Raw genomic sequence first — 19,865 nt, forward strand, 5'->3', positions numbered from 1 at the left:
CTGCATGTGCTGCAGCTGTTTTTTTACCCTTTATTGACTTGATACTCATAGCCGCTCTTCTTTTCAGATAAATGTGCGAAGGTAGAAAGCACGAGTCCGCATGCGGTCATAAGCGCTCCGCCCGCGAACAGCCAGGAATAAGAGCCTGTTCCGCTTAAAATCAATCCACCGATCCACGCACCTAGCGCATTAGCAAGGTTAAACGCCGACACACTGACAGCAGCGGCAATGGTTGTGCCGCTCTCAGATGAGGAAATGACCTTCGTTTGCAGCAGAGGAGGTGTACCGAATGCGCATGCTCCAAATAAGAATGTTGCAATAATGGCTGCAGCCGGGTAAATGGAGATGTAAGGAAATACGGCTAGCACACCGATCAAACCGATCATCACGCCGATCATCGTTCGAGTCAGTAGGGGAAGCGGCACTTTTCCCGCAAAAAAATTTCCTGCAACGCCTCCCAATCCGTACGCAAAGAGAGCACCTGTAATACCGACCGTGCCGAACCCAGCTGAATGTCTCAAAATCGGTTCGATAAAGGTGTAGGCGATAAAGACGCCGGAATAGCCTAAAATTGTAATCGCGAAGGAATACAGCACTTGTTTGTGTTTAAATACCCCCCACTCATTCATAAGCATTGGGATCACTTTTGGTTTTCTGTTCGGCACAGCAGCCATGAGGCCTAAAAATCCGATGACACCCAGGGCCGTAATAATGGAAAATACAGCTCTCCAATTCAGGACATCTCCGAGAAAAGAACCGAATGGAACGCCGAGTATGAGAGCTACTGTCAGCCCGCCATTCATTGATGCAGCGGCAGCTGCACGCTTTTCCGGCGGAACCATTTCACTGGCAAATACCATGGCAATCGCGAAGAAAGCGCCATGAATGGATGCAGATAAAACTCTTGAGACAGCCAATACCGCAAAATTCGGCGCCAGCACGCTCATCAGATTAGAAAGAATAAAAATCGCCATCAACCCAAGCAGCACAGGCTTTCTCGGGAGCTTGACGGAAATGATGGTGACAATCGGGCCAGTCAAACAAACGCTTGCCGCATAGGCCGTGACAAGAAGCCCCGCAGATGAAACTTGTATATGAAAGTCATTGGCAATCGACGTCAAAATACCCATCACTGCGTATTCTGTGTATCCGATTGAAAATGTACAAATCATAAGAACAAATATAATAAATTTTACAGATGGGTTTTTGATACGCAACGTCATCGCCTCCTTCGATTTTTAAAAAACAACGAGTTTCATCTTAAAAGATTTTTGGAGTGAGTTCAATGATTTTTTCTTTAAGATTTTGTGTGAATGTGCTGCATATAAAAAAGAGGCTGATAGTCAGCCTCCCTGTTACGCTTGCTTCTTTTCTTGCAATACTGAGATTGGCAGCGCTTCCTCTTGCTGAGGGGATGAGGTTCTGTATCCCCATGCGAAAACGCCATTTAAATAGCTGATCGTAAACTCGTCTTCAGAGTCTCCCACACGATAAGTTTCTCCCGGTGAGAAATCTACCGGGTTCAGCAAATATGCTTTTGCCATCGTAATTTTCCGTTCGAGCACTGCCAGCTCGTTTATGATGCCGTGTTGTTCAGCTTTTCTTGCTTTTTCAGAAAGTGATGCGATTTCGGTATTGAGTTCGTGCGGTGTCATTTGACTGTATCGTTTCTCCATTTTTTTTCAGCTACTCCTCTTCCTGCAGAAATTGATCGATTAAATCGAGTGAGAATCCTTTGCGGAATAAAAATTGTTTGACCTTCATGGCACTTTCATATGAGCCGTCATAGCGGTATTTTCTAAATGCTTTTTCCGCGTGAAGGCGCAACGCCTCTTTCTCTGTGTCTTCATCATTTTCATATTCAATCTGCTCCAGTGCCGCGGTGATGACATCAAATGAGAAGCCCTTGCGCTGTAGCTGCATCTGGGCACGCTGTTTGAGCTCTTTCGTCGAGAGCTTCTTATCTTTTTTGAGAAGCTTTTCAACGTGCTTGACCGCTTCTCTCGTCTGGTCTTCAAAGGAAAAGGAACTAAGCGCCTCCTTAATTGTATCGTCGTCGATTCCCTTTGCTCTCAGCTCTCTGAACAAAACGTCAGGGCCTTTTCCATTCGTTTTTTTGTGGGTGCTGACATAGGCCGCGGCAAATTCCTGGTCGTTTAAGTACTTGTAGTCGTTCAGCTTATGGATGACTTCCACAATGACGGGCGCCGAGGTTTCTTTTTTCTTCAAGTGGTCCTCAACCTCTTTCGTTGACCTCATCCGGTAGGATAAAAATTCAAGCGCACGGTTGAAGCCTTTCTTTACTTCATCGCCGTATTGAATCTCAATGATGTCAAGGTCATCAAGTTCTTTTCCCTTTTTGAGGTCAAATTTCACGAGCACGTCCGCGTCCACACTAAAAGCGTATTTTTCATCGAGAAAGATATTGAAGCGTTCCGTATTCTTCTTTTGCGTTGATATTTTTGTAATAAATGGCATCTTATTCTCCCTTCTCAGGCCTGAAACGCGTTTTCTTTTATTAAAATGAGGTAAAGTATATTTACTAGAACGATGAGGAGAGATATTCATGAATATAGCAATGACGGGCGGAACCGGTTTTCTCGGCCTGCATCTGACAGGCGTTCTTACCCGACAGGGACACCATGTTTATATTTTATCAAGAAACGCAAGGGAAACTGAACAAAAAAATATGACATATGTCCAATGGCTGACGGAAGGAGCCGCGCCGGAGCATGAACTTCCTCCTATCGATGTTTGGGTGAATCTTGCGGGAAAATCGATTTTTGGCCGCTGGACAGAAAAAACGAAGCAGCACATTCTCTCCAGCCGTATCAATGCGACGCGTGAAGTCCGGCGGCTAATTCTTAAACAAAATGAAAAACCGAAGGCATTGATCCAAGCCAGTGCCGTGGGTATTTACGGCACTAGTCTTGAGAAAACCTTTACAGAGGAATCTGTAACATCAGATGAGGATTTTCTCAGCCATACTGCGCATTTGTGGGAAAAGGAAGGACAGAAAATTGAGGCGATGGGCATCCGGACGGTTTATGCGAGATTTGGTGTGATGCTTGGAGAAAAAGGCGCTCTTCCGCTCATGGTTCTTCCCTATAAGCTTCTGGCCGGCGGAACGATCGGAACCGGCAGACAGTGGCTGTCATGGATTCACGTCGAGGACGCGGCCCAGATGATCCGTTACGCAATAGAACACACCGGAATCTCAGGACCCATGAATGTCACTGCGCCCAATCCTGTGGAAATGAAACAATTCGGAAAAACGATTGCACGGGTGAAGCACCGCCCGCACTGGCTCCCTGTCCCGGAATTCTTTTTATCAAAAGCATTGGGTGAAATGAGTCTTCTGATTGTAAAAGGACAGCGCGCTCTTCCTAAAAAAGCGATGATCTCTGGATTTCGTTTTTCATATTCGGACCTTGAATTGGCACTCTCACAGCTGATCACGGTCCGAAAGACTGTATAAAAACGGATAGAAGCGTCAACCTTAAGAATAACATGGTTGAAGGAGGTCCTTTTTATGGAAAAGAAGAGGGAGAAGCACCAGCAAGGCGCCAACCTGAAAAAAATGCAAGAAGTTCTTTATTCAGGCGAATTTAAAAAAGCGGAAAAAGCTGCTAAGCGGAAATAGGAATACATAGCCCCTTTATGCCAGATACTATGTTTGTTTGATATCACTTTTTAGGGGGAATTTGATATGGGCAGAAATCATATCCACAAAAACCGTGATAAAAACAAACAAAAGCTTCCTCAAGTTCCCGACGCATTAAAAAGGGAAACTGACGGCGTTTACGAAGAATATTCAAGCGAGCTTGCTGATGCGGATGACCGCGAAGCGCAAGAACGTGCAAAAGCAGCAGACAACAGAGTGAAAAAGAAAAACCGTTAATAAAAAACCCCTTGTCTCCGTTTGAGACAGGGGGTTTTTTACATGTCGGTGAACCGTTCACGGATCGGCGTGCGTTTTTTTACTTCGGGTGCTTCATCAGGATAGCCCGTTTGTATGATGGCCGCGAATCGTTCATTATCCTGTAAACCAAAGGCCTGATGCACTTCTTTGTCGTAAAGAATTTTTCCGCTTTTCCAAACCATGCCGATTCCTTTTTCCCAGGCAAGAAGCTGAAGATTTTGAATCAATGAGCTGGTTGCCGCAAAATCATCGTCTCGTGCTCTTTCGTTTTCATCTTCCTGAAACACGACGAGCAGAAATCCGGGGACGCGTCCAAGTGTGTTTTTGAAATTATGAAGCTTTTCCTCTGTCATATCCGGCTTGGATTTTTTAGAGAATGCTGCAAATGTGTTGATCAGATTTGTTTTTCCTGTTTCACTGGAAACGTAAATAAATCTCCATGGCTCTGTCACTCTGTGATTTGGCGCATATTTTGCGGTTTCAAGCATGTCAAGAATGACTGCTGAAGGCACTGGCTCTTGTTTAAATTTTCGAATTGATCTTCTGCTGCGTATGATGTCCCGCAGTGCTGAATGTTGTTCTATCTGTTCGGATTGAGGCATACCGTTTCACCTTCCTAAGCAATTGAAAATGATTATCATTCATAATGATAACGGAAAGTGCATCTTTTTGTAAACCATGACCTGTATTAGATTTTAAGAATACGGGTTTCTGAGTATACTGCCGTTCCTGTCATGTTCACTTTCACATGATCGCCTTCCTCGTTTATTTCGATTTCCACTTTTCCGTCTTTCCCGATTTCCTGCCCTTGTTCAATGGTAAATTTACGCTGCTCGGTATTGCCGTACTGTTTCATATATGCCCCCATCACACCGGATGCTGTGCCCGTCACAGGGTCTTCTATCGTTCCCGAAAACGGAGATGAAAAGTGGCGTCCATGCAGGTCGCTGTCAGGGTGAACGGTTTCAAAGGTAAACGGGTGGACCGAAGCCTTCGGCAGATCAACTAACACTTCCGGAAATTGTTTGTTATCAGGCACCATTTTTTTTGAGGCCTCTAGTGATGCAAGCGGAATGATGGCTGTCCATATGCCAGTGCTTCCAAACATAATCGGAAGATCGTCATGAAAATCTTCTTCCGTAATTCCCAATGCGGCCGCAAGTTTTTTCCGATCGCCTGTAAATGGTTTGAATTGCGGCGAAGCCTGTTCAAGCGTGATATGAATGCGGCCTTCTTTTTCAGAAATCTTCACAGGCAGGATACCGGCTTTTGTCTGGATGCTGTACGTTTTACCGCTCTCCAGCATCCCTTTTTCACATAATGAGTAAAGAGAAGCAACTGTTGCATGACCACACAAATTCATTTCGTGTCCAGGGGTAAAGTAACGGAGTTCGAGATCAGCCGGCTCGCTTTTCCGGATAAAGGAGGTTTCTGAATATCCGGCACGCTCAGCTATGATCTGCATCTCTTCTTCAGTATAATTGTCTCCATGCAATACGACACCTGCGGGGTTTCCTTTGCCGGGACTGCTTGTAAATGCTTCATATTTTAAAACCTCTATTTCTTTCACTTGTCTGCCTCCCTTTCTTTATCAATGTCTCTGTCAGTATAGCAAAAATGATTATGAATTTTCAGTATTATTAAGAAAACCCATTTTCAAAAGAAAATGGGTTTTTGATAGAATCCTAAAACAATTAATCTTTTAGGATTTTGTCATCTTTTCAGCGTGATAGAAAAACCTTTGAAGTCTAGGATGGACGAGCATCGGAGCAGGCTTTCATCGTTGGACGTCGGTGTTTAGGCAGGACGCTTGATCATTTAACCCCCGTTCTTTTCATCACACGTGAGCACCGAAGCGCAGCCTAGACAACGAGTGCGAGGGTTTGTCGACACGCTAGGACTCTGTCTGGTTAGGCGGAGTCTTTATTGCTTTTGCCGATCAGCCGTGTGACGAGGAACATGGTGACGGAAAGAGATCTGTTTTTCCGGTACGCCAAGTATTTTCCGCGCCATTCCGGTTTGTATTTTTCTTTAAAGGCCCTGAGCCCGCTAAAGCTGTACATGTATCTGACATTATTAAAGATGACAGCGGCAAATCGTTCTGACCAGAAGGATGTAAAGGCGGTGCCGACATTGGCCAATGGCGCCATCCCCATGTTAAACGACTTGCAGCCTTCCTCCTTCGCCCATAAGAACATGCGGATGAATAATGCGTCCATAATGCCATTCGGGGCGTCGTCGCGGTAGCGCATCAGATCGACTGATATTTCTCCTTCCTGATACATCGGCATGACATTAGCAAATGCAACGATTTCTCCTTCTGCATTTTTCATGTAGGCAATCGGCGCTTTTTGTAAATATGAAGGATCAAAAAATCCGAGTGAGAATCCCTTCTCCTTTTTCGAGCCGAGCCATTCATCTGAGATTTGTTTCAGTTCCTCCAAAAACACATCAGAAAATGGGGGATGTCCCACATGGAAGCTATATTCCTCCCGCTCAAATCGGTTATTGATTGCCCGAAGGCCGGCTTTTTTCTTCCCTGTCAGGGTAAATGTGTTTAAATCCACATAGGCTTCCTCACCCAGCTTAAAGAAGTTATAGCCAAAATCGTGATACAGCGCCATGTCCTCTCGTTCAATTTGATAGAACAAAACACTGAAGCCCTTCTGATGCGCTTCATTCAGAAATTCTTCCAGCACAAGCGGGAACGATTCTTTTTGGCCTGACGGATCGCCGAGCACGACCAGCCTTCTGGCGATTTTTCCAAATAGAAGAAGTGCATTCCCATCACTTGAAAAATAAAACCGCTTATCTCCAAGATAGCCGAGATGGCTCAGCGCGTTGCCGCCTTTTTCACTTAAAAACGAAGCAAGGCGTTCGGGGTCAGCTTTTTCCCCGATTGGTTTTGTCTTCTTATAATATACCATTGTAAATATGAAGAAGAACAGCGGCACGATGATAATCGCCATGATCGTCGCATGCGTGATATGAGAATCGCTGTGGACGAAATATTCGTGGCGCATCACCTTTTTCATCCGGTCCCAAATAAAGCCCGCGATCAGATTGTAGTTAAAGAGTGCCACGGTAAACAGCGCCACAGCGAAAATCAATTGTCCCAGCGTATAGGATGCCTGTTCTCGAACAAATTGTTTTTTCAAAAGTACGAGTAATACGATAATCATCGGCAGCACGAATATCGCACTGATGTTAAGTCCTTTTAAAAAGCTGAACACAAAGCCGCCGACAAGCGCTGTAATGGCCATCGTATAGGAACGTTTTGTCCGTTTATAAAGCTCAATCGGCAAAATCAGCAGAATGAGCGCTGAGCTTAAGGATAGGCCGTTGAACAGCAAAAGACCCGGGCGCGGAATGTGCGGTATGACGGTCAGCCTGTCAATCGGCAGGGATACTGAAGCCAGAACAATCAGGCCTGCAACGAAAACAATAAGCGAAAGTGATCCTTGCAAAATTTTCACTAATATCGCCCGTTGTACGACAAGCAAAACGTTTGTCGTCTCAATTGCAGGCGCGATACGCGGGTTCGTTTCGAGCCGTTTCATTGTATTTTCGGTCAGATCGCCGGCAGCAAAGAACAGTCCCAAAACGAATGGGATAAATGAATAGACGAGCCTGTATAAAACAATAGAAGTAACAATGGCCTCCTGATGATAGCCAAACTGCTCCATCCCGAGCAAAAACAAAAGGTCAAACGAGCCGAAGCCGCCCGGCACAAGGCTAATCATTCCTCCGATCGACGCAATGACGAACACTCCGAACACATACCTGATATCAGCCTGAATGCCCATAGCGAACAATGACAGATAGATGACGATTCCAGCCATAAACCATTCGGCAACAGAAGCGCCGATATAAGCGAAAATTGGATTTTTCACTTTGTCCGAATTCTCTTCGTCTCCGCCTTTGCGGCCCTTTATTTTAGCCACCGCCAAAGATACCGGCATAATCAGTGCGAAACCGATAACGACCGCCCATAGCCAAGGCTTTTCATTAATGACTTCATCCACTGGCAACACTCGTGCGGCGACGAAAATGCTGAAAACTGATAACCCGAGCAGCATAGATGAAGTAAGCCAGGCAATTCCTTTGACGAGCGCCTTGTGGTCTTTCGTATGCTCTTTATAAAACATCATTCTTAACCCGACTCCGGCTAATCCGCCGAATCCAAGGACGTTATTAAATGAATTAGCGATCCATGAAACCCTGAATACCTTTCCGTTTGTAATCGATAGGCGCAATGAGTATTTCAGGACGTAATCATACAGCGACATAGCCGCAACAGCCAGCAAGCCGATCAATACAAGGATGAATAAGTCCGTTCGCTCAAGTCCGTTGATGACCATGAGCGTACGTTTGAATGACAGATTTGTCAGTTCTTTTTTCGATTGATAAATAACAAATAATAAAACTGCAATAGGAAAAACGATTTTTAAAATTGATAAAGCATTCTTTTTAATCAGCAATGGTCTCTCCAATCATAATCTAGTTCGCTCTTCTCCCCCAATAATCTCCAACTCATTATACACTACCGTTATTTTTCGGACAAAGTCCCGCATGCGGTTCCCGCTCACTTTCTATCAGGGGTGAAAATCGAGTATTATGTAAGAGGAGTGAATGATGAGGAAGTGATGAAATGGAATACAATCTACATGATACAACGGTATTAAACGAAGACATTCTTTCATCTGAGGAACGGGAAATATGGGTGCTCTATATGAAAGTACTAACCTCTGCCGGCCTCGGTGATGTGTCCGAATGGATGAAGCTGGATATGAGCATGCCGCAAATGAAAGTGCTCATGCTATTAAACAACCATGGTACACTGAAGGTCAGCGACATTGCAGAAAAAATGGGGGCTTCCTTATCCAATACAACAGGACTGCTTGACCGCCTTGAGAAATCAGGGTTTGTCAAACGCTCACATTCTGAGGAGGACCGCCGTTCAGTCGTTGTTCAGTTGACGGAGAATGCAAAAAATATTTTTCGGGGGCTTTATGAAAAAGGCCACTTGAAATTAAAGCGTTCATTGGAGCTGCTGTCCCCAGAAGAAAAGCAGGCTGTATCCGAAGGGCTGTCTATCCTTTCAAGAGCATTAGAGAAAGCAAAAAAAGAATAACTCTGTAAGTCTGTCATCCGCAAAGCGAGGTGTCAGGCTTTTTTTATTTGACATTTAGTTCATTTCAAATGAATAATATATTTAAAGTGAATTAAAAAGGAGATGAAGAATATGACTGAAGCATTGACAGTGCAGAAAAGCCAAAAGTGGGCGATCAGCCTGTTTACGATTGGTGTGTTTATGGCTGCGCTGGATAACGGAATTATTTCTGCTGCTTTAACAACGATAAACGAGTCGTTTGCCGTTTCTCCTTCCTGGGGGTCATGGGGCATTACCCTATACACGCTCGGCCTTAGCGTCAGTGTGCCGATCGTCGGAAAGCTTTCCGACCGCTACGGCAGAAAGAAACTCTTTCTCATTGAGGTTTGCTTGTTCGGACTCGGTTCTTTGCTTGTTGCTTTGAGCCAAAGCTTCCCGCTCTTTCTAATCTCACGGCTGATTCAGGCGCTTGGTGGCGGCGGGATTTTCATTATCGGCAGCTCTCACATTCTCGCTACACTTCCAAAGGAAAAACAGGGAAAAGCACTTGGGCTGCTTGGTGCGATGAACGGGATGGCCGCTGTGCTCGGGCCGAATATCGGAAGCTTTCTGCTTGATTGGACCGGTTCTTGGCATTGGCTGTTTTTAATTAATTTGCCGATTGCCGTGCTATTGGTTGTTTTCGGTGCATGTTTTATTGCGGAAACAAAAGCGCCTGAGGCTAAGCGACTCGATACGGCCGGAATCTTCCTTCTGTCCCTGTCAATTTTAGCTGTGATGTACGGCATGACGAATCTTGACGGAGCAAATCTTTTGAACAGCTTGGGAAATCCGGAGGTTTATGGGTGTATTATATTTGGCATTCTATGTTTTGCAGCGCTTATCTCGTTTGAAAAGAGGGTTGAAAGGCGCGGGGGAGATCCGATTTTGGCGTATTCTCTTCTGAGGAACCACATGTTTCAGCGCACGCTTATCATCGGTTTGTTATCCGGGGGACTGTTGGCGGCGGTCATTTTTATCCCGTCATATGTTGAGCAGTATTTGGGTGTCTCGGCCGCAAAAGCAGGCTATTGGATGACACCGCTTGCGTTAGCTTCCGGCATCGGCGCTTGGCTTGGCGGAGCGCTCACCGACAAAAAAGGGCCGGTGAAAACGGTTGTTCTTTCGGGAATCATTTCATGTGCGGGATTTGCTTTATTTCCGCTCTGGGTGACGGAGAAATGGGAGTTTGTAATCGCAAGTGTGGTAGCTGGGATTGGTTTTGGCTTTCTGTTAGGCGCGCCGCTGAACGTCCTTGTATCAGAGGCAGCGAAAACGAATAAGGGCACGGCGCTTGGCACGCTATCATTGGTAAGGCAAATTGGCCTGACATTGGCGCCTACTCTTTATGCAGGTTTTATCACAGCCGGGTTTGACCAAATCGGTGATGAAATCAGCAGCCGCTTATCGGACAGCGGCCAGTCAGGGAAGGATATGCAGATGATTCCCGAGATCGACAGTTCAGATGTTTCTTCTTTACAAGAACAGATCGAACGCATACCTGTGCCTGAAGTCAAAACTGCGATAAGCGATGCCATTCATGCAAGTGTTGCCAGCGGCTATGATCATTTATATGCGGCGGCGGCCGTGATTTCACTGCTGGTGGTTGCAGCAATCAGTCTCCCGGCTTTCCGCCGGCAAAAGCGTTAAGACCACCCCATCCGTTTGGAAAGTTCCGTAATATGAGCGATATGGTGATGTGAGTGCCAGACATACAGCCCTAGCGCGTTTTCTAGCGTCATGATCTCCTTTGTATCGGGATGGTAAAACCCGCGCTGAAATTGCTGCTTCGTTAGACTGCGGAGAAGAGCCGTCCATCGTCCGTGAAGCTCCTGTAAAAGCGCGAGTGAACCGCTCGGATCTGCTGTTTTTCAGACCACGCTTTTTCATTATATGGACGGATGGCCGGTGTCTCTTCCGTCAAGCTCAATTTAAAACGTATATAGCTGTTCATATGACTGTCAGCCAGATGGTGAACAACTTGCCGAACGGTCCATCCCCCGTCCCGGTACGGTGTGTCAAGCTGGCTGGCTGTCATGCCTTCTACGGCTAGCTTCAGTTTGGCAGGCACTTTTTCAAGCGCCTGAATCCATTCATCTTTTTGCTCCTTCGATATGGATTCCCTCGGCTTGTATTCTCCTATTGAGTAGCTCAGATTTGCTGTTGCCATGTATGTTCTCCCTTCAGTTCAATCTTCTCCTTTATTTTACAAGAAAAAGATTGTGCACGTGCATAAATTAAACCCGCTGAAGGTTGAAGGACTACAATCATAATGTAAACAGAATAACACATTACAAACGGCAGGAGCCTCTCTCCTGCCGCTTATTTTTCACCCCGCGTGATCACGCACTTCTACTGTTACTTTCTTCTGTTTTGGCTGATAGACCTTCCCAACAAATAAATAACCGTATTTACATTTATTCAGTGCCCATGAGGTCAGGATCGGGCCGGCTGTGCACACGGCAAACAATAGGAGAACAGCCGGTACGGCAGGTATTTCAGGCATATTTAAAAGCAGCACGTAGCCTATGATCATAAAATAAGCATGGAGCAGATAAATCGAAAAGGAATAGTTGCTGATAAACATCATGATTTTCGGCACATGCTTTATTTTAGAAAACAAGTGAAAACACAGGAAAATCATGCTTATCGAGTACAGCATGATATCAGGCCGTTTTGAGCTGATCATGCCGATTTCGCCTACATAAGAAACAGTGACAACCAGCGCTCCAGAAGCAATTGCGGCGCCGTATACCAACCAGCGGTATTGGTTCAACAGCGCTAAAAAGCGCTTGTACTCTTTTCCACAATAGTAGGCAAGACAAAAGTAGAAAAGCCAGCCTGCGAACGGAACCCAGAAGAATGGGAACGCCCCGCCCGCTTCTGAAGCAGGAGCCGGGCTGACTGCTGAGAAATAACTTAAATAAACGGCTGTCACCACAAATGAGATGGACAGCACCCATTTCGGCGATGTTTTTTTCAAATACTTATGAAACATCATATGCAGAATGTAAAATTGAAAGATGACGAGAATGAAGTATCCGATAAAGTTCCCTAACAATACGTTCGCCAGGTACTTTTGCACAAACGCAAAAAAGGTTACCTCTCCCCCCATCGCACTGGTCATCAGCAACGCATCGATAGCAGCGATAAATAAAAAAGGAACGAAAATCACTTTCCCCCGCTTCTTTAAAAAACCGTCCGGCACCCCGTCAGGATAAGAACGGGCCAGCAAAAATTCAGAGATGAAAATGAAAGCTGGCGTGCTAAACATCAGGAGTGTGCGAAATGAATCTACAGTGTGGGTAATATTTGCGAGAGCTTCTGCCTGAAGCATCAGGACCATTGAAATGATATGGAGCAAAACGACACTTAAGCACGAAATGCAGCGGATCATAAAAATTTCTTTAATTTGCATAACAGCGCTCCTTTTATTTCAAATTTTTAGAAATCGATGGTTGTACCTTAACATGTCTGCTTTATTTGAAAAAGTGCCTGATGTCATAAATTTGAGTATGTACTATTAACTAAGATCATAAAAGCATCTGACTTTTTAGCGTATCTTTCTCAGACGAGATTGCTAAGAGAATGCAAAAAAACCTGCTGTAACAGAGCCGCAGGTTTTTTATGGAGATATTAATTTGTATTGAGGCCTCCGCCATTCAGACCTTCTTTGATATAGCCGTTCACTTGGCTATTCGAAAGCAAGCCGATATGGCCGATGCCATAAAGCTGAATATTTCTTGCTCCTTGCAGTCTTGAAAGACTATTGATTACAATTTCATCATTTAGACTGTAAATAGATGTATAGAGAATCTTTTGATTAGGGTCTGTGCCTGGCAGCGCAACAGATGACACTAAACCATTAGCCCCTCCAAGTGTTACAACATTCTGAATCTTGTTGCCCCCGCCTAGATATTTAATATAGTACAGTGTGTTGGCGCCTCCCATACTATGAGCCACAATATCAACTTTCTTGGCCCCCGTCTCTTTTAAAACACGGTCGACATATGAAGCGAGCTGCGGGCCGTTATTTAGATTGTTCCCTGTTTTATCATAAAAATCAATTGCATACAGTTTGTTGCTTTGCCAACCTTGAGAAATTAAATAGTTTTTAATAGCAAAAAAGTTGTATGAGGCACCGCTTATTCCATGAACAAGAACGACAGGATTATGTACTGATTCAGCTTTTGCGCTTGACGGCGGAGCGGCTAGAACAGATAGAATCAGCGATAAACAGATAGTGGATGCAAAAAGTATTTTTTTCACGTTCATTCCCCCTTAAATGTTTGTACCACCAATTTCCTATTATACATAAATAATCTATATTGTCATGCTTTTTTCAGAAAATTACATTTAAATATATCATTTTTATATGCTCGGTGAAGTCTCTGAATCATTACGTATCTTTGATCTTACTTTCACAGGTAGACCGGTTGTGTTCCCTTCCTCCCTTTTCTATAATAAGGGGAATAGGCAGTTAAGATCATGATGAGCACTTGCTCATTTTGTTGCGAAACAGCTATAGACACGGAGGATAGCATGAGAGTATTAAAATATGCCATATTAGGGCTTTTGCGAAAAGGCGAATTGAGCGGATATGATATTACAAGTTATTTTAAAGAGGAGCTCGGCCAATTTTGGAGCGCCAAGCACAGCCAAATTTATCCTGAGCTCAAAAAGCTGACGGATGAAGGGTTTATTACGTTCCGGACAACAATTCAAGGCACAAAGCTGGAGAAAAAGATGTACACCCTGACAGACAGCGGAAAGCAGGAGCTGCATGACTGGCTGATCCGCCACCAGCCGATACCGGAGACGGTGAAGGATGAATTTATGCTGAAGGCATATTTCATCTCATCTCTATCGCGGCAGGAAGCTTCTGATTTGTTCACAGACCAACTGCTGAAACGCAAGGCCAAGCTGTCTGATCTGCAGGGAAACTATGAAAAGCTTATGGCTTCAGCAGAACCGATGTCATTTTCTTCACCGGACTTCGGCCACTATCTCGTGCTGACAAAAGCGCTGGAGCGGGAGAAAAACTACGTTTCTTGGCTGGAGTCGATGTTAGCTATGATAGATGAGGATTAGCGGGAGCGGCCTTGGCTGCTCCAAGTCTTAATGCGGGGACGAACAATGAATGTGACATTGCATGAATTAACTGGGGAACTGATCCGAGTGGTGCCCATATCCAAGGATTATATGAAGCTGCGGATATAAACGTCTGGACCCATTTACCGAAAACCATTACAAGGCTGCCTGATATGGAGGCTTTTGTTGAGGAAGTACTGCAAACGAAAGAGCCTTGAGCAGAATTTCCGTTTGTGATGATTCAACGGGAAACTGATAAAATCGTCGGAACGACACGATTTCTGTATATGTCATCCGTCTCAAGGAGCCTTGAGATCGGCTGGACATGGTTTCACCCTCCGATGTGGGGCACCTCAGTCAACACTGAATGCAAATATTTGCTGTTGCAATACTGCTTTGAACAGCTGAATACGATTCGGGTGCAGTTTAAAACGGATGAGCGGAATATCAGATCGCATAAGGCGATTGAACGGCTGGGAGCAGTCAAAGAAGGCATGTTGCGAAACCAAATGATCAGAAAAGATGGAACATTCCGCAATTCTGTGTTATACAGCATCATCGACAGCGACAGGCCTTCCGTGAAACAGCATTTGGAATAGAGACTTAAGCTTACAAAAAAAGCAAAATGATTGCCAAAAACATCTGCCCCGAAGGCAGATGTTTTTTAGGCGCGGAGCGCTTTTAACCCCACTGTAAAGGTAATGGCTGCAAAAGCAAGCAAGATGCCGCAGATCCCGAGAATATCTGTGATGTGCGCGTCGTTAGCCATAATCTCAGTCAGTCCGCTCATCGCCCACTTTTGCGGAAGAAATTCAGCGATGGTCTGCATAAATGTCGGTTCAATGTCTATCGGCCAATACATTCCGCTTACCATACACGTTGCGATGACGAACAAGTTTCCAAACGCAAGCTGCTGTTCTGGCGTTCTAACATTGGCCGCTATCACCAATCCAATGCCGACAACGGTCAGCAGAAAAAACGATACTAACACAATAACTGCAACAGGGTTGCCCCAGTTGATGCCAAACAGCCAATGGGTTGCGAGTAGTAATATGGCAAATTGAATCCAGCCAATGACAAAGAAGGACAGCACATACCCTGCACCGATTTCCGCTCGGCTGACAGAGGCTGTAAGCAACCTGGACCAGACGCCGCTTTTTCTTGCTTCTAAAATTGTTCCCGCAGCCCCCACCATTGTCAGCATGACAAACAGGATGGAAAAGCCTGCTGCTCTGGAGGCTGTGTCACCTCCTCCTGTGCCTTCTTTTTTATCGCTGAGCGTCTTTTGTTTTACGGCTGGAGCTGCATCTTTATGATCCTTGGCGATCACTGTTTTATAAGCCGCCTTCCAGTTCTCTCCCGCTGCCTGAGCCGCCGTTTTCGCCGCGGATACCTGAATATTGAGCTTTGCCAATGTGGTTTCCGCATACTGTTTAGCCATAGGCGCTTCCGACAGCTCCGGGCCGTGGCGGAAGATCAGCTCAGGATGTTTTCCTTTTTCGAGCTGTGTCTGGAACGAGCGGGAAATGACGATAATCCCGGCTATTTTCTTTTGCTTCAGCTTTTCTGACGCTTTGCTCTCAGACATGTTTTCGAATGTGTACATCTCATCGTGTGCCTTCAGCTGCCGAATATAATGCTGTGAGAGGATCGTGTCGTCCTGATCAACGATTGCAAGGCGCAGCTTGTCATCATTACTGCCAAGCATACTCCCAAATACAAAGGTCAGCAAAAGCGGGGTAGCAAACATCACCAAATAATTCTGCCGCTTCTTGAAAATGAGAGAAAGCTCAATGCCGCAAATGGCTATCATTTTTTTCACCTTGGTGTACCTCCTATCTTGTATGAAGCCGTCTAATACCAAGCACGAGCGAACAAAGGCCGATCGCCGCAAAAAGAAACACGGGCGTTTGAAGGTCAGCCCAGCCTCCCCCTTCCATTAAAGAAAGAAAGCCGTCAAGCGCCCATCGATTCGGAACCGTTTTGGATACAGACTGTAAGAAGTCCGGAAATTGGTACAGCGGCAGCATGGACCCGCCGAGAACCGCAAGCAATTGAATGCCGAAGCCGCCTATGGCATCAGCCGATTTCATATCGCTGATGCACGACGCAAGCAGCATTGAAATGCCTGATACAGCTGCAGCGTAAGCAAGCCCGAGTACACTCACAAACAGCAGATTGCCACCCCAGTCCACACTAAATACATTGATCGTGACAATCAGAAATATGAAAAATTGTATGATAGCAAATAGATACGTCCCGAGCCACTTTCCGAGGAGAATGGCGTATTTTTGCGCAGGCGTCATCAGCATTCTGGCAAGCGTTTCCGTCTCCTTTTCCTGTAAAAATGATTTCGCCCCGACTGTCATATGAAACAGCATGAACATGCAAAGCATTGCCGCCGAATAGTATTGAAAACTGCTAACTGCCTTGTTGCCGACTGATGTTTCCGTCACAGTGAGCTTGTTACCCGTTTCTTTTTCGAGCGTCTTGACCAGCTTTTCTGCAAAATGTGAAGGATCAAGTTTTCCTTGCTTGACAGCTTCCGTTTTGCTGAGGTAGTCCATTGAGGCTGACGCGGCTTCTTTTACCGCTTTATATTGGTCTATGAAAGATGCGGCGGCTGTTTCGATAATGGAACGTTTTAATGTTTGATCAGGATTTACATAAACAAAAGCTGACATTTTGCCGGCTTCCCAATGATTCGGAATGACGAGGCCGACATCGATTTTCTTTTCAGCAATCAGTTTTTTTATCTCGTCTTCACTGCTGGCTTGTGTGACCCTTATCGACTTCATTTTTTTGAGCACATCTATTCTAAACATGTTCGCTGCTTCTGACTGATCTGATTGGACATAGCCGACAGTGATGTCATCAATCTGGCTGCCTCCGTCAACAACCGATCCAAGCGCCGCCCCTAAAATACACGTTAGGATCAGCGGCATTAAGATAAGCATCATAAATCCTTTTCTGTCCTTGGTTCTGATTTTGACATCTTTCCATGCGATCCATATGCTTTTTTTCATAGCCGCCCCTCCTCAATCCCGCAAAGTGCGGCCGGTCAGATTCAGAAATAGGCGCTCCAAATTTGGTTCCTGCACCTGAAGTGACAGCAGGTTTGTATGATGGGCAGCAGCCTCCGCAAGCAGACTGGTAACCACTTTTTCATGATGACCTGCAGAAATGTCAATTTTGAGCTCTGATTCATGTACTGTCACATCATTCACATGAGCCAGGGAACGGATTGCAAAAAGAAACGCTTCATCGATCCCGCTAACCGTGAGCTGTATGATGGTATCGCCTCCAAGGCGGCTGCACAAATCGCTTTTCGTGCGATCGCAATCATTTCTCCTTGATCAATAATGCCGATCCGGTCGCATAAATACTCGACCTCTTCCATGTAATGACTCGTATAGATCACTGTCATTCCCGTTTCATTGAGCTGTTTCACCGTTTCTAAAATATGATTTCTCGATTGAGGATCGATGCCGACAGTTGGTTCATCCATGATTAGCAGCTCAGGCTTATGCAATAAGGCGGCCCCGATGTTGATTCTCCGTTTCATTCCGCCTGAGAACATTTCAATTTTATCTTTGGCCCGCTCAGTCAGGCCGACATATTCAAGGATCTCAGCCGATCTTTTTTTGGCCTCGCCGTGTGTAAGGCCGTACATTTTCCCCCAAAACATAAGATTCTCAATGGCTGTCAGCGTTGGATATAAAGCAATTTCCTGCGGGACAACGCCGATTTTTTGTTTCGCTTTGGCCGTTTCTTTTCCGATGACATAGCCGCCGACTGTGATGTGTCCGCTGTCAAGCGGCACCAGGCCGGAAATCATCGAGATGGTTGTGGACTTTCCTGCACCGTTTGGCCCGAGCAGCCCGAACGACTCCCCCTTTTGAAGGGAAAAAGAAATGCCTTTCACGATTGTTTTTTTTCCATATGCCTTTTTGATGTTTTCTGCTTGCAGCACGTCGTTTCACTCCTTTTTTAATCCCATTGCTATTGTAGATAAAAGAAGGATGTGCGGCATGTAGCGCCAGGTAGATTGTAAGGCATGAAAAAAAGGCCTGGAAAAGGCCTTTTCATAGAAACGCATATACAAAACGTCATATGTCAAAAGATAGATACACCATATCTGACGGAATAGATGGCGGCTTGGGTCCTGTCTCTGACAGACAGCTTGCTGATAATATTTGAAACGTGATTTTTCACTGTACCTTCTGTAATGAACAGCTTTTCGGCAATTTCTTTGTTATTCAGCCCATACCCCAGCTCAGCCAGAACTTCCATTTCGCGCTCGGTCAGGTCGAAGAGCTCCTTAGGTTTTTCTATCTCGTTTATTCCTTTCAGCTGTTTTTCACGCTTCCATTCATTCAGCATTTGGGCAGTCAGTTCCGGAGGGAGCACCATTCCGCCCGAATGAACAGTCATTACCGCTTTTACAATCGTATCTGCCGACATATCCTTCAGCAGATACCCGCTCGCACCTTCTTCAAGCGCTTCTGCAATCAGCTCTGAATCCTTGAAGGTTGTCAGCATCAAAACCTTTACGCCGGGCAGCGAGCTTGTAATCAATTTTGTTCCTTCTACTCCGTTGGACACCGGCATTCGAATATCCATTAACACAATATCCGGTTCAAGTTCCTTCGCCTTTTCGTAGGCTTCCTGTCCGTTTCGCGCCGTGGCGATGACATCGAGCTCTTCTCGGAGTTGGAGCAGGGATGCCAGCCCTTCTCTGACAATATCCTGATCGTCGGTAATGATGATCTTAATCATGATAAACTCTCCTTTTGCTGCGCGGGCCCGAAGCTCCATTTTTTATTAGCCAGTGAAAATTCTGCAATTACTGTAAATCCTTGATCCAGTTCACTCTCAAAGCGAATCGTTCCGCCATGCTCCGCTGCCCGCTTTTTCATGTTCAAAAGGCCAAAACCGAGTGCTGTCTCGGGATTTCCTTTTCCGTCATCCTTCATGACAAGGCGGATACTGTCCGTTGTGCAGGCAAGCTGGATCGAACAGGCTGTGGCGCCGCCGTGCCGTTTGGCATTGGTCAGCGCTTCCTGCACCGTTCTGACTAAAGTCGGATGAAGAGACAGCGGAATCACCGCCGGATCGCCGCTGACCGAAAATTCGGTTGTGACTCCCGCATTCTTGTAAAAGTCTTCTGTCAGCTGTTTCAGTGAATCGATTAACGAATGATCCTTTTCCGTTTGCAGGGTGCGTACTGATAAGCGGACAGCATCAAGCGCTTCACGGGCAAGCGTTTCACATATCCCGACCGTCTCCTCCGCTTTTTGTCCGTCTCTTTTTTGCCATTCACGAAGAAGCTGCAGCTGAACGAGAAGAGCCGTCATTTTATGCCCCACTGTATCATGGATGTCCCTTGCCATTCTGTTCCGCTCGTGAATGGCAGTCAGCTCTTCAACCTGTTTCGCATATAAATGAAGCTCCTGATGTGCAGCAGACAGCGCCTTGTGAGACTCTGTCAGTTCCTGAAACTGCTGTTTTGCCGTTTCCTCCGCATCCAACAGCTTGCGGATTAATTTTCCAACGACTCCGCAAAAGACGACAAATGTCATGCTGATACAATGATCCATCACATATTCATCGCCGAACATACGATATGTGCGAATTAGCACAATCAGCCACATCATCAAACAAAAACACAAGACAAACGGGACTGACCCCCGTTTTTGA

18 protein-coding genes and 3 pseudogenes are annotated in these 19,865 nt (G+C 45.6%); 7 read left to right on the forward strand and 14 right to left on the reverse strand.

The features are described from left to right. Positions 1–23 precede the first annotated feature (23 nt). The 3 genes from MOF34_RS18995 to recX all read right to left on the reverse strand — a co-directional run bounded on the left by MOF34_RS18995 (position 24) and on the right by recX (position 2,478). A complete protein-coding gene (locus tag MOF34_RS18995; RefSeq protein ID WP_268401342.1) occupies positions 24–1,217 on the reverse strand; it encodes an MFS transporter in 1,194 nt (397 codons plus the stop codon). A 138-nt stretch (positions 1,218–1,355) separates the two neighbouring features. After that, positions 1,356–1,676 carry a YfhH family protein gene (locus MOF34_RS19000; protein WP_268401343.1) on the reverse strand — a complete coding sequence of 107 codons (321 nt, stop codon included), beginning with the start codon at positions 1,674–1,676 and terminating at the stop codon, positions 1,356–1,358. 10 nt (positions 1,677–1,686) lie between these two features. Continuing rightward, positions 1,687–2,478: a recombination regulator RecX gene (gene recX / locus MOF34_RS19005; RefSeq protein ID WP_268401344.1), complete on the reverse strand. Its 792-nt coding sequence runs from the start codon at positions 2,476–2,478 to the stop codon at positions 1,687–1,689. An 88-nt stretch (positions 2,479–2,566) separates the two neighbouring features. Here recX and MOF34_RS19010 point away from each other — a divergent pair, with 88 nt between their 5' ends. The 3 genes from MOF34_RS19010 (at position 2,567) to MOF34_RS19020 (ending at position 3,901) form a co-directional block, all read left to right on the forward strand. Next, positions 2,567–3,478 (forward strand): TIGR01777 family oxidoreductase, encoded by a 912-nt coding sequence (locus MOF34_RS19010; protein ID WP_268401345.1) that lies wholly within the window; start codon positions 2,567–2,569, stop codon positions 3,476–3,478. Between the two features lie 54 nt (positions 3,479–3,532). Beyond that, a complete protein-coding gene (locus MOF34_RS19015; RefSeq protein WP_003223230.1) occupies positions 3,533–3,643 on the forward strand; it encodes a YfhE family protein in 111 nt (36 codons plus the stop codon). Positions 3,644–3,709: 66 nt separating this feature from the next. Continuing rightward, positions 3,710–3,901: a YfhD family protein gene (locus tag MOF34_RS19020; protein WP_268401346.1), complete on the forward strand. Its 192-nt coding sequence runs from the start codon at positions 3,710–3,712 to the stop codon at positions 3,899–3,901. Between the two features lie 38 nt (positions 3,902–3,939). Here the strand turns inward: MOF34_RS19020 and MOF34_RS19025 are convergent, their stop codons facing one another. The 3 genes from MOF34_RS19025 to mprF form a co-directional block, all read right to left on the reverse strand. Next, positions 3,940–4,524, reverse strand: a complete 585-nt coding sequence (locus MOF34_RS19025; protein WP_268401347.1) for a nitroreductase family protein — start codon at positions 4,522–4,524, stop codon at positions 3,940–3,942. An 86-nt stretch (positions 4,525–4,610) separates the two neighbouring features. Next, complete coding sequence (locus MOF34_RS19030; RefSeq protein WP_268401348.1) at positions 4,611–5,492, reverse strand: PhzF family phenazine biosynthesis isomerase; 882 nt, start codon at positions 5,490–5,492, stop codon at positions 4,611–4,613. Between the two features lie 340 nt (positions 5,493–5,832). Beyond that, positions 5,833–8,403: a bifunctional lysylphosphatidylglycerol flippase/synthetase MprF gene (mprF, locus tag MOF34_RS19035; RefSeq protein WP_268401349.1), complete on the reverse strand. Its 2,571-nt coding sequence runs from the start codon at positions 8,401–8,403 to the stop codon at positions 5,833–5,835. Between the two features lie 170 nt (positions 8,404–8,573). Here mprF and MOF34_RS19040 point away from each other — a divergent pair, with 170 nt between their 5' ends. Together MOF34_RS19040 and MOF34_RS19045 are read left to right on the forward strand one after the other, a co-directional pair. Then, on the forward strand, positions 8,574–9,056 hold the full coding sequence (locus MOF34_RS19040; protein WP_003223214.1) for a MarR family transcriptional regulator: 483 nt from the start codon (positions 8,574–8,576) through the stop codon (positions 9,054–9,056). Positions 9,057–9,167: 111 nt separating this feature from the next. After that, positions 9,168–10,724 (forward strand): MFS transporter, encoded by a 1,557-nt coding sequence (locus tag MOF34_RS19045; protein WP_268401350.1) that lies wholly within the window; start codon positions 9,168–9,170, stop codon positions 10,722–10,724. Here the strand turns inward: MOF34_RS19045 and bstA are convergent. The 3 genes and pseudogenes from bstA to estB form a co-directional block, all read right to left on the reverse strand. After that, a pseudogene (bstA, locus tag MOF34_RS19050) lies at positions 10,721–11,244 on the reverse strand (bacillithiol transferase BstA). The gene MOF34_RS19045 and the pseudogene bstA sit on opposite strands and share 4 nt — an antisense overlap. 159 nt (positions 11,245–11,403) lie before the next feature. Beyond that, the gene (locus MOF34_RS19055; protein ID WP_268401351.1) at positions 11,404–12,492 is read right to left on the reverse strand and encodes an acyltransferase family protein; all 1,089 of its coding nucleotides are present in this window, start codon (positions 12,490–12,492) and stop codon (positions 11,404–11,406) included. A 218-nt stretch (positions 12,493–12,710) separates the two neighbouring features. Next, positions 12,711–13,343, reverse strand: coding sequence for an esterase EstB (gene estB / locus MOF34_RS19060; RefSeq protein ID WP_268401352.1), 633 nt, complete (start codon positions 13,341–13,343; stop codon positions 12,711–12,713). A gap of 273 nt (positions 13,344–13,616) precedes the next feature. On the opposite strand from estB, the gene padR reads away from it, so the two are divergent. Together padR and MOF34_RS19070 are read left to right on the forward strand one after the other, a co-directional pair. Continuing rightward, on the forward strand, positions 13,617–14,165 hold the full coding sequence (gene padR / locus MOF34_RS19065; protein WP_268401353.1) for a transcriptional regulator PadR: 549 nt from the start codon (positions 13,617–13,619) through the stop codon (positions 14,163–14,165). A 45-nt stretch (positions 14,166–14,210) separates the two neighbouring features. Continuing rightward, positions 14,211–14,764: pseudogene (locus tag MOF34_RS19070) on the forward strand (GNAT family N-acetyltransferase). Between the two features lie 65 nt (positions 14,765–14,829). Here MOF34_RS19070 and MOF34_RS19075 read toward each other — a convergent pair. The 5 genes and pseudogenes from MOF34_RS19075 to MOF34_RS19095 form a co-directional block, all read right to left on the reverse strand. Then, positions 14,830–15,987, reverse strand: a complete 1,158-nt coding sequence (locus MOF34_RS19075) for an ABC transporter permease (RefSeq protein WP_268401354.1) — start codon at positions 15,985–15,987, stop codon at positions 14,830–14,832. A 13-nt stretch (positions 15,988–16,000) separates the two neighbouring features. Next, positions 16,001–17,191: an ABC transporter permease gene (locus MOF34_RS19080; protein ID WP_268401355.1), complete on the reverse strand. Its 1,191-nt coding sequence runs from the start codon at positions 17,189–17,191 to the stop codon at positions 16,001–16,003. Between the two features lie 12 nt (positions 17,192–17,203). Beyond that, a pseudogene (gene lnrL, locus MOF34_RS19085) lies at positions 17,204–18,138 on the reverse strand (linearmycin resistance ATP-binding protein LnrL). A gap of 143 nt (positions 18,139–18,281) precedes the next feature. Next, positions 18,282–18,944 (reverse strand): two-component system response regulator LnrK, encoded by a 663-nt coding sequence (lnrK, locus tag MOF34_RS19090; RefSeq protein ID WP_268401356.1) that lies wholly within the window; start codon positions 18,942–18,944, stop codon positions 18,282–18,284. After that, a partial coding sequence (locus MOF34_RS19095; protein WP_268401357.1) for a sensor histidine kinase occupies positions 18,941–19,865 on the reverse strand: 925 nt, incomplete at its 5' end. The genes MOF34_RS19095 and lnrK, both read right to left, overlap by 4 nt.

Source organism: Bacillus sp. T17B1 (assembly GCF_026796395.1).
Lineage (GTDB): Bacteria > Bacillota > Bacilli > Bacillales > Bacillaceae > Bacillus > Bacillus spizizenii_A.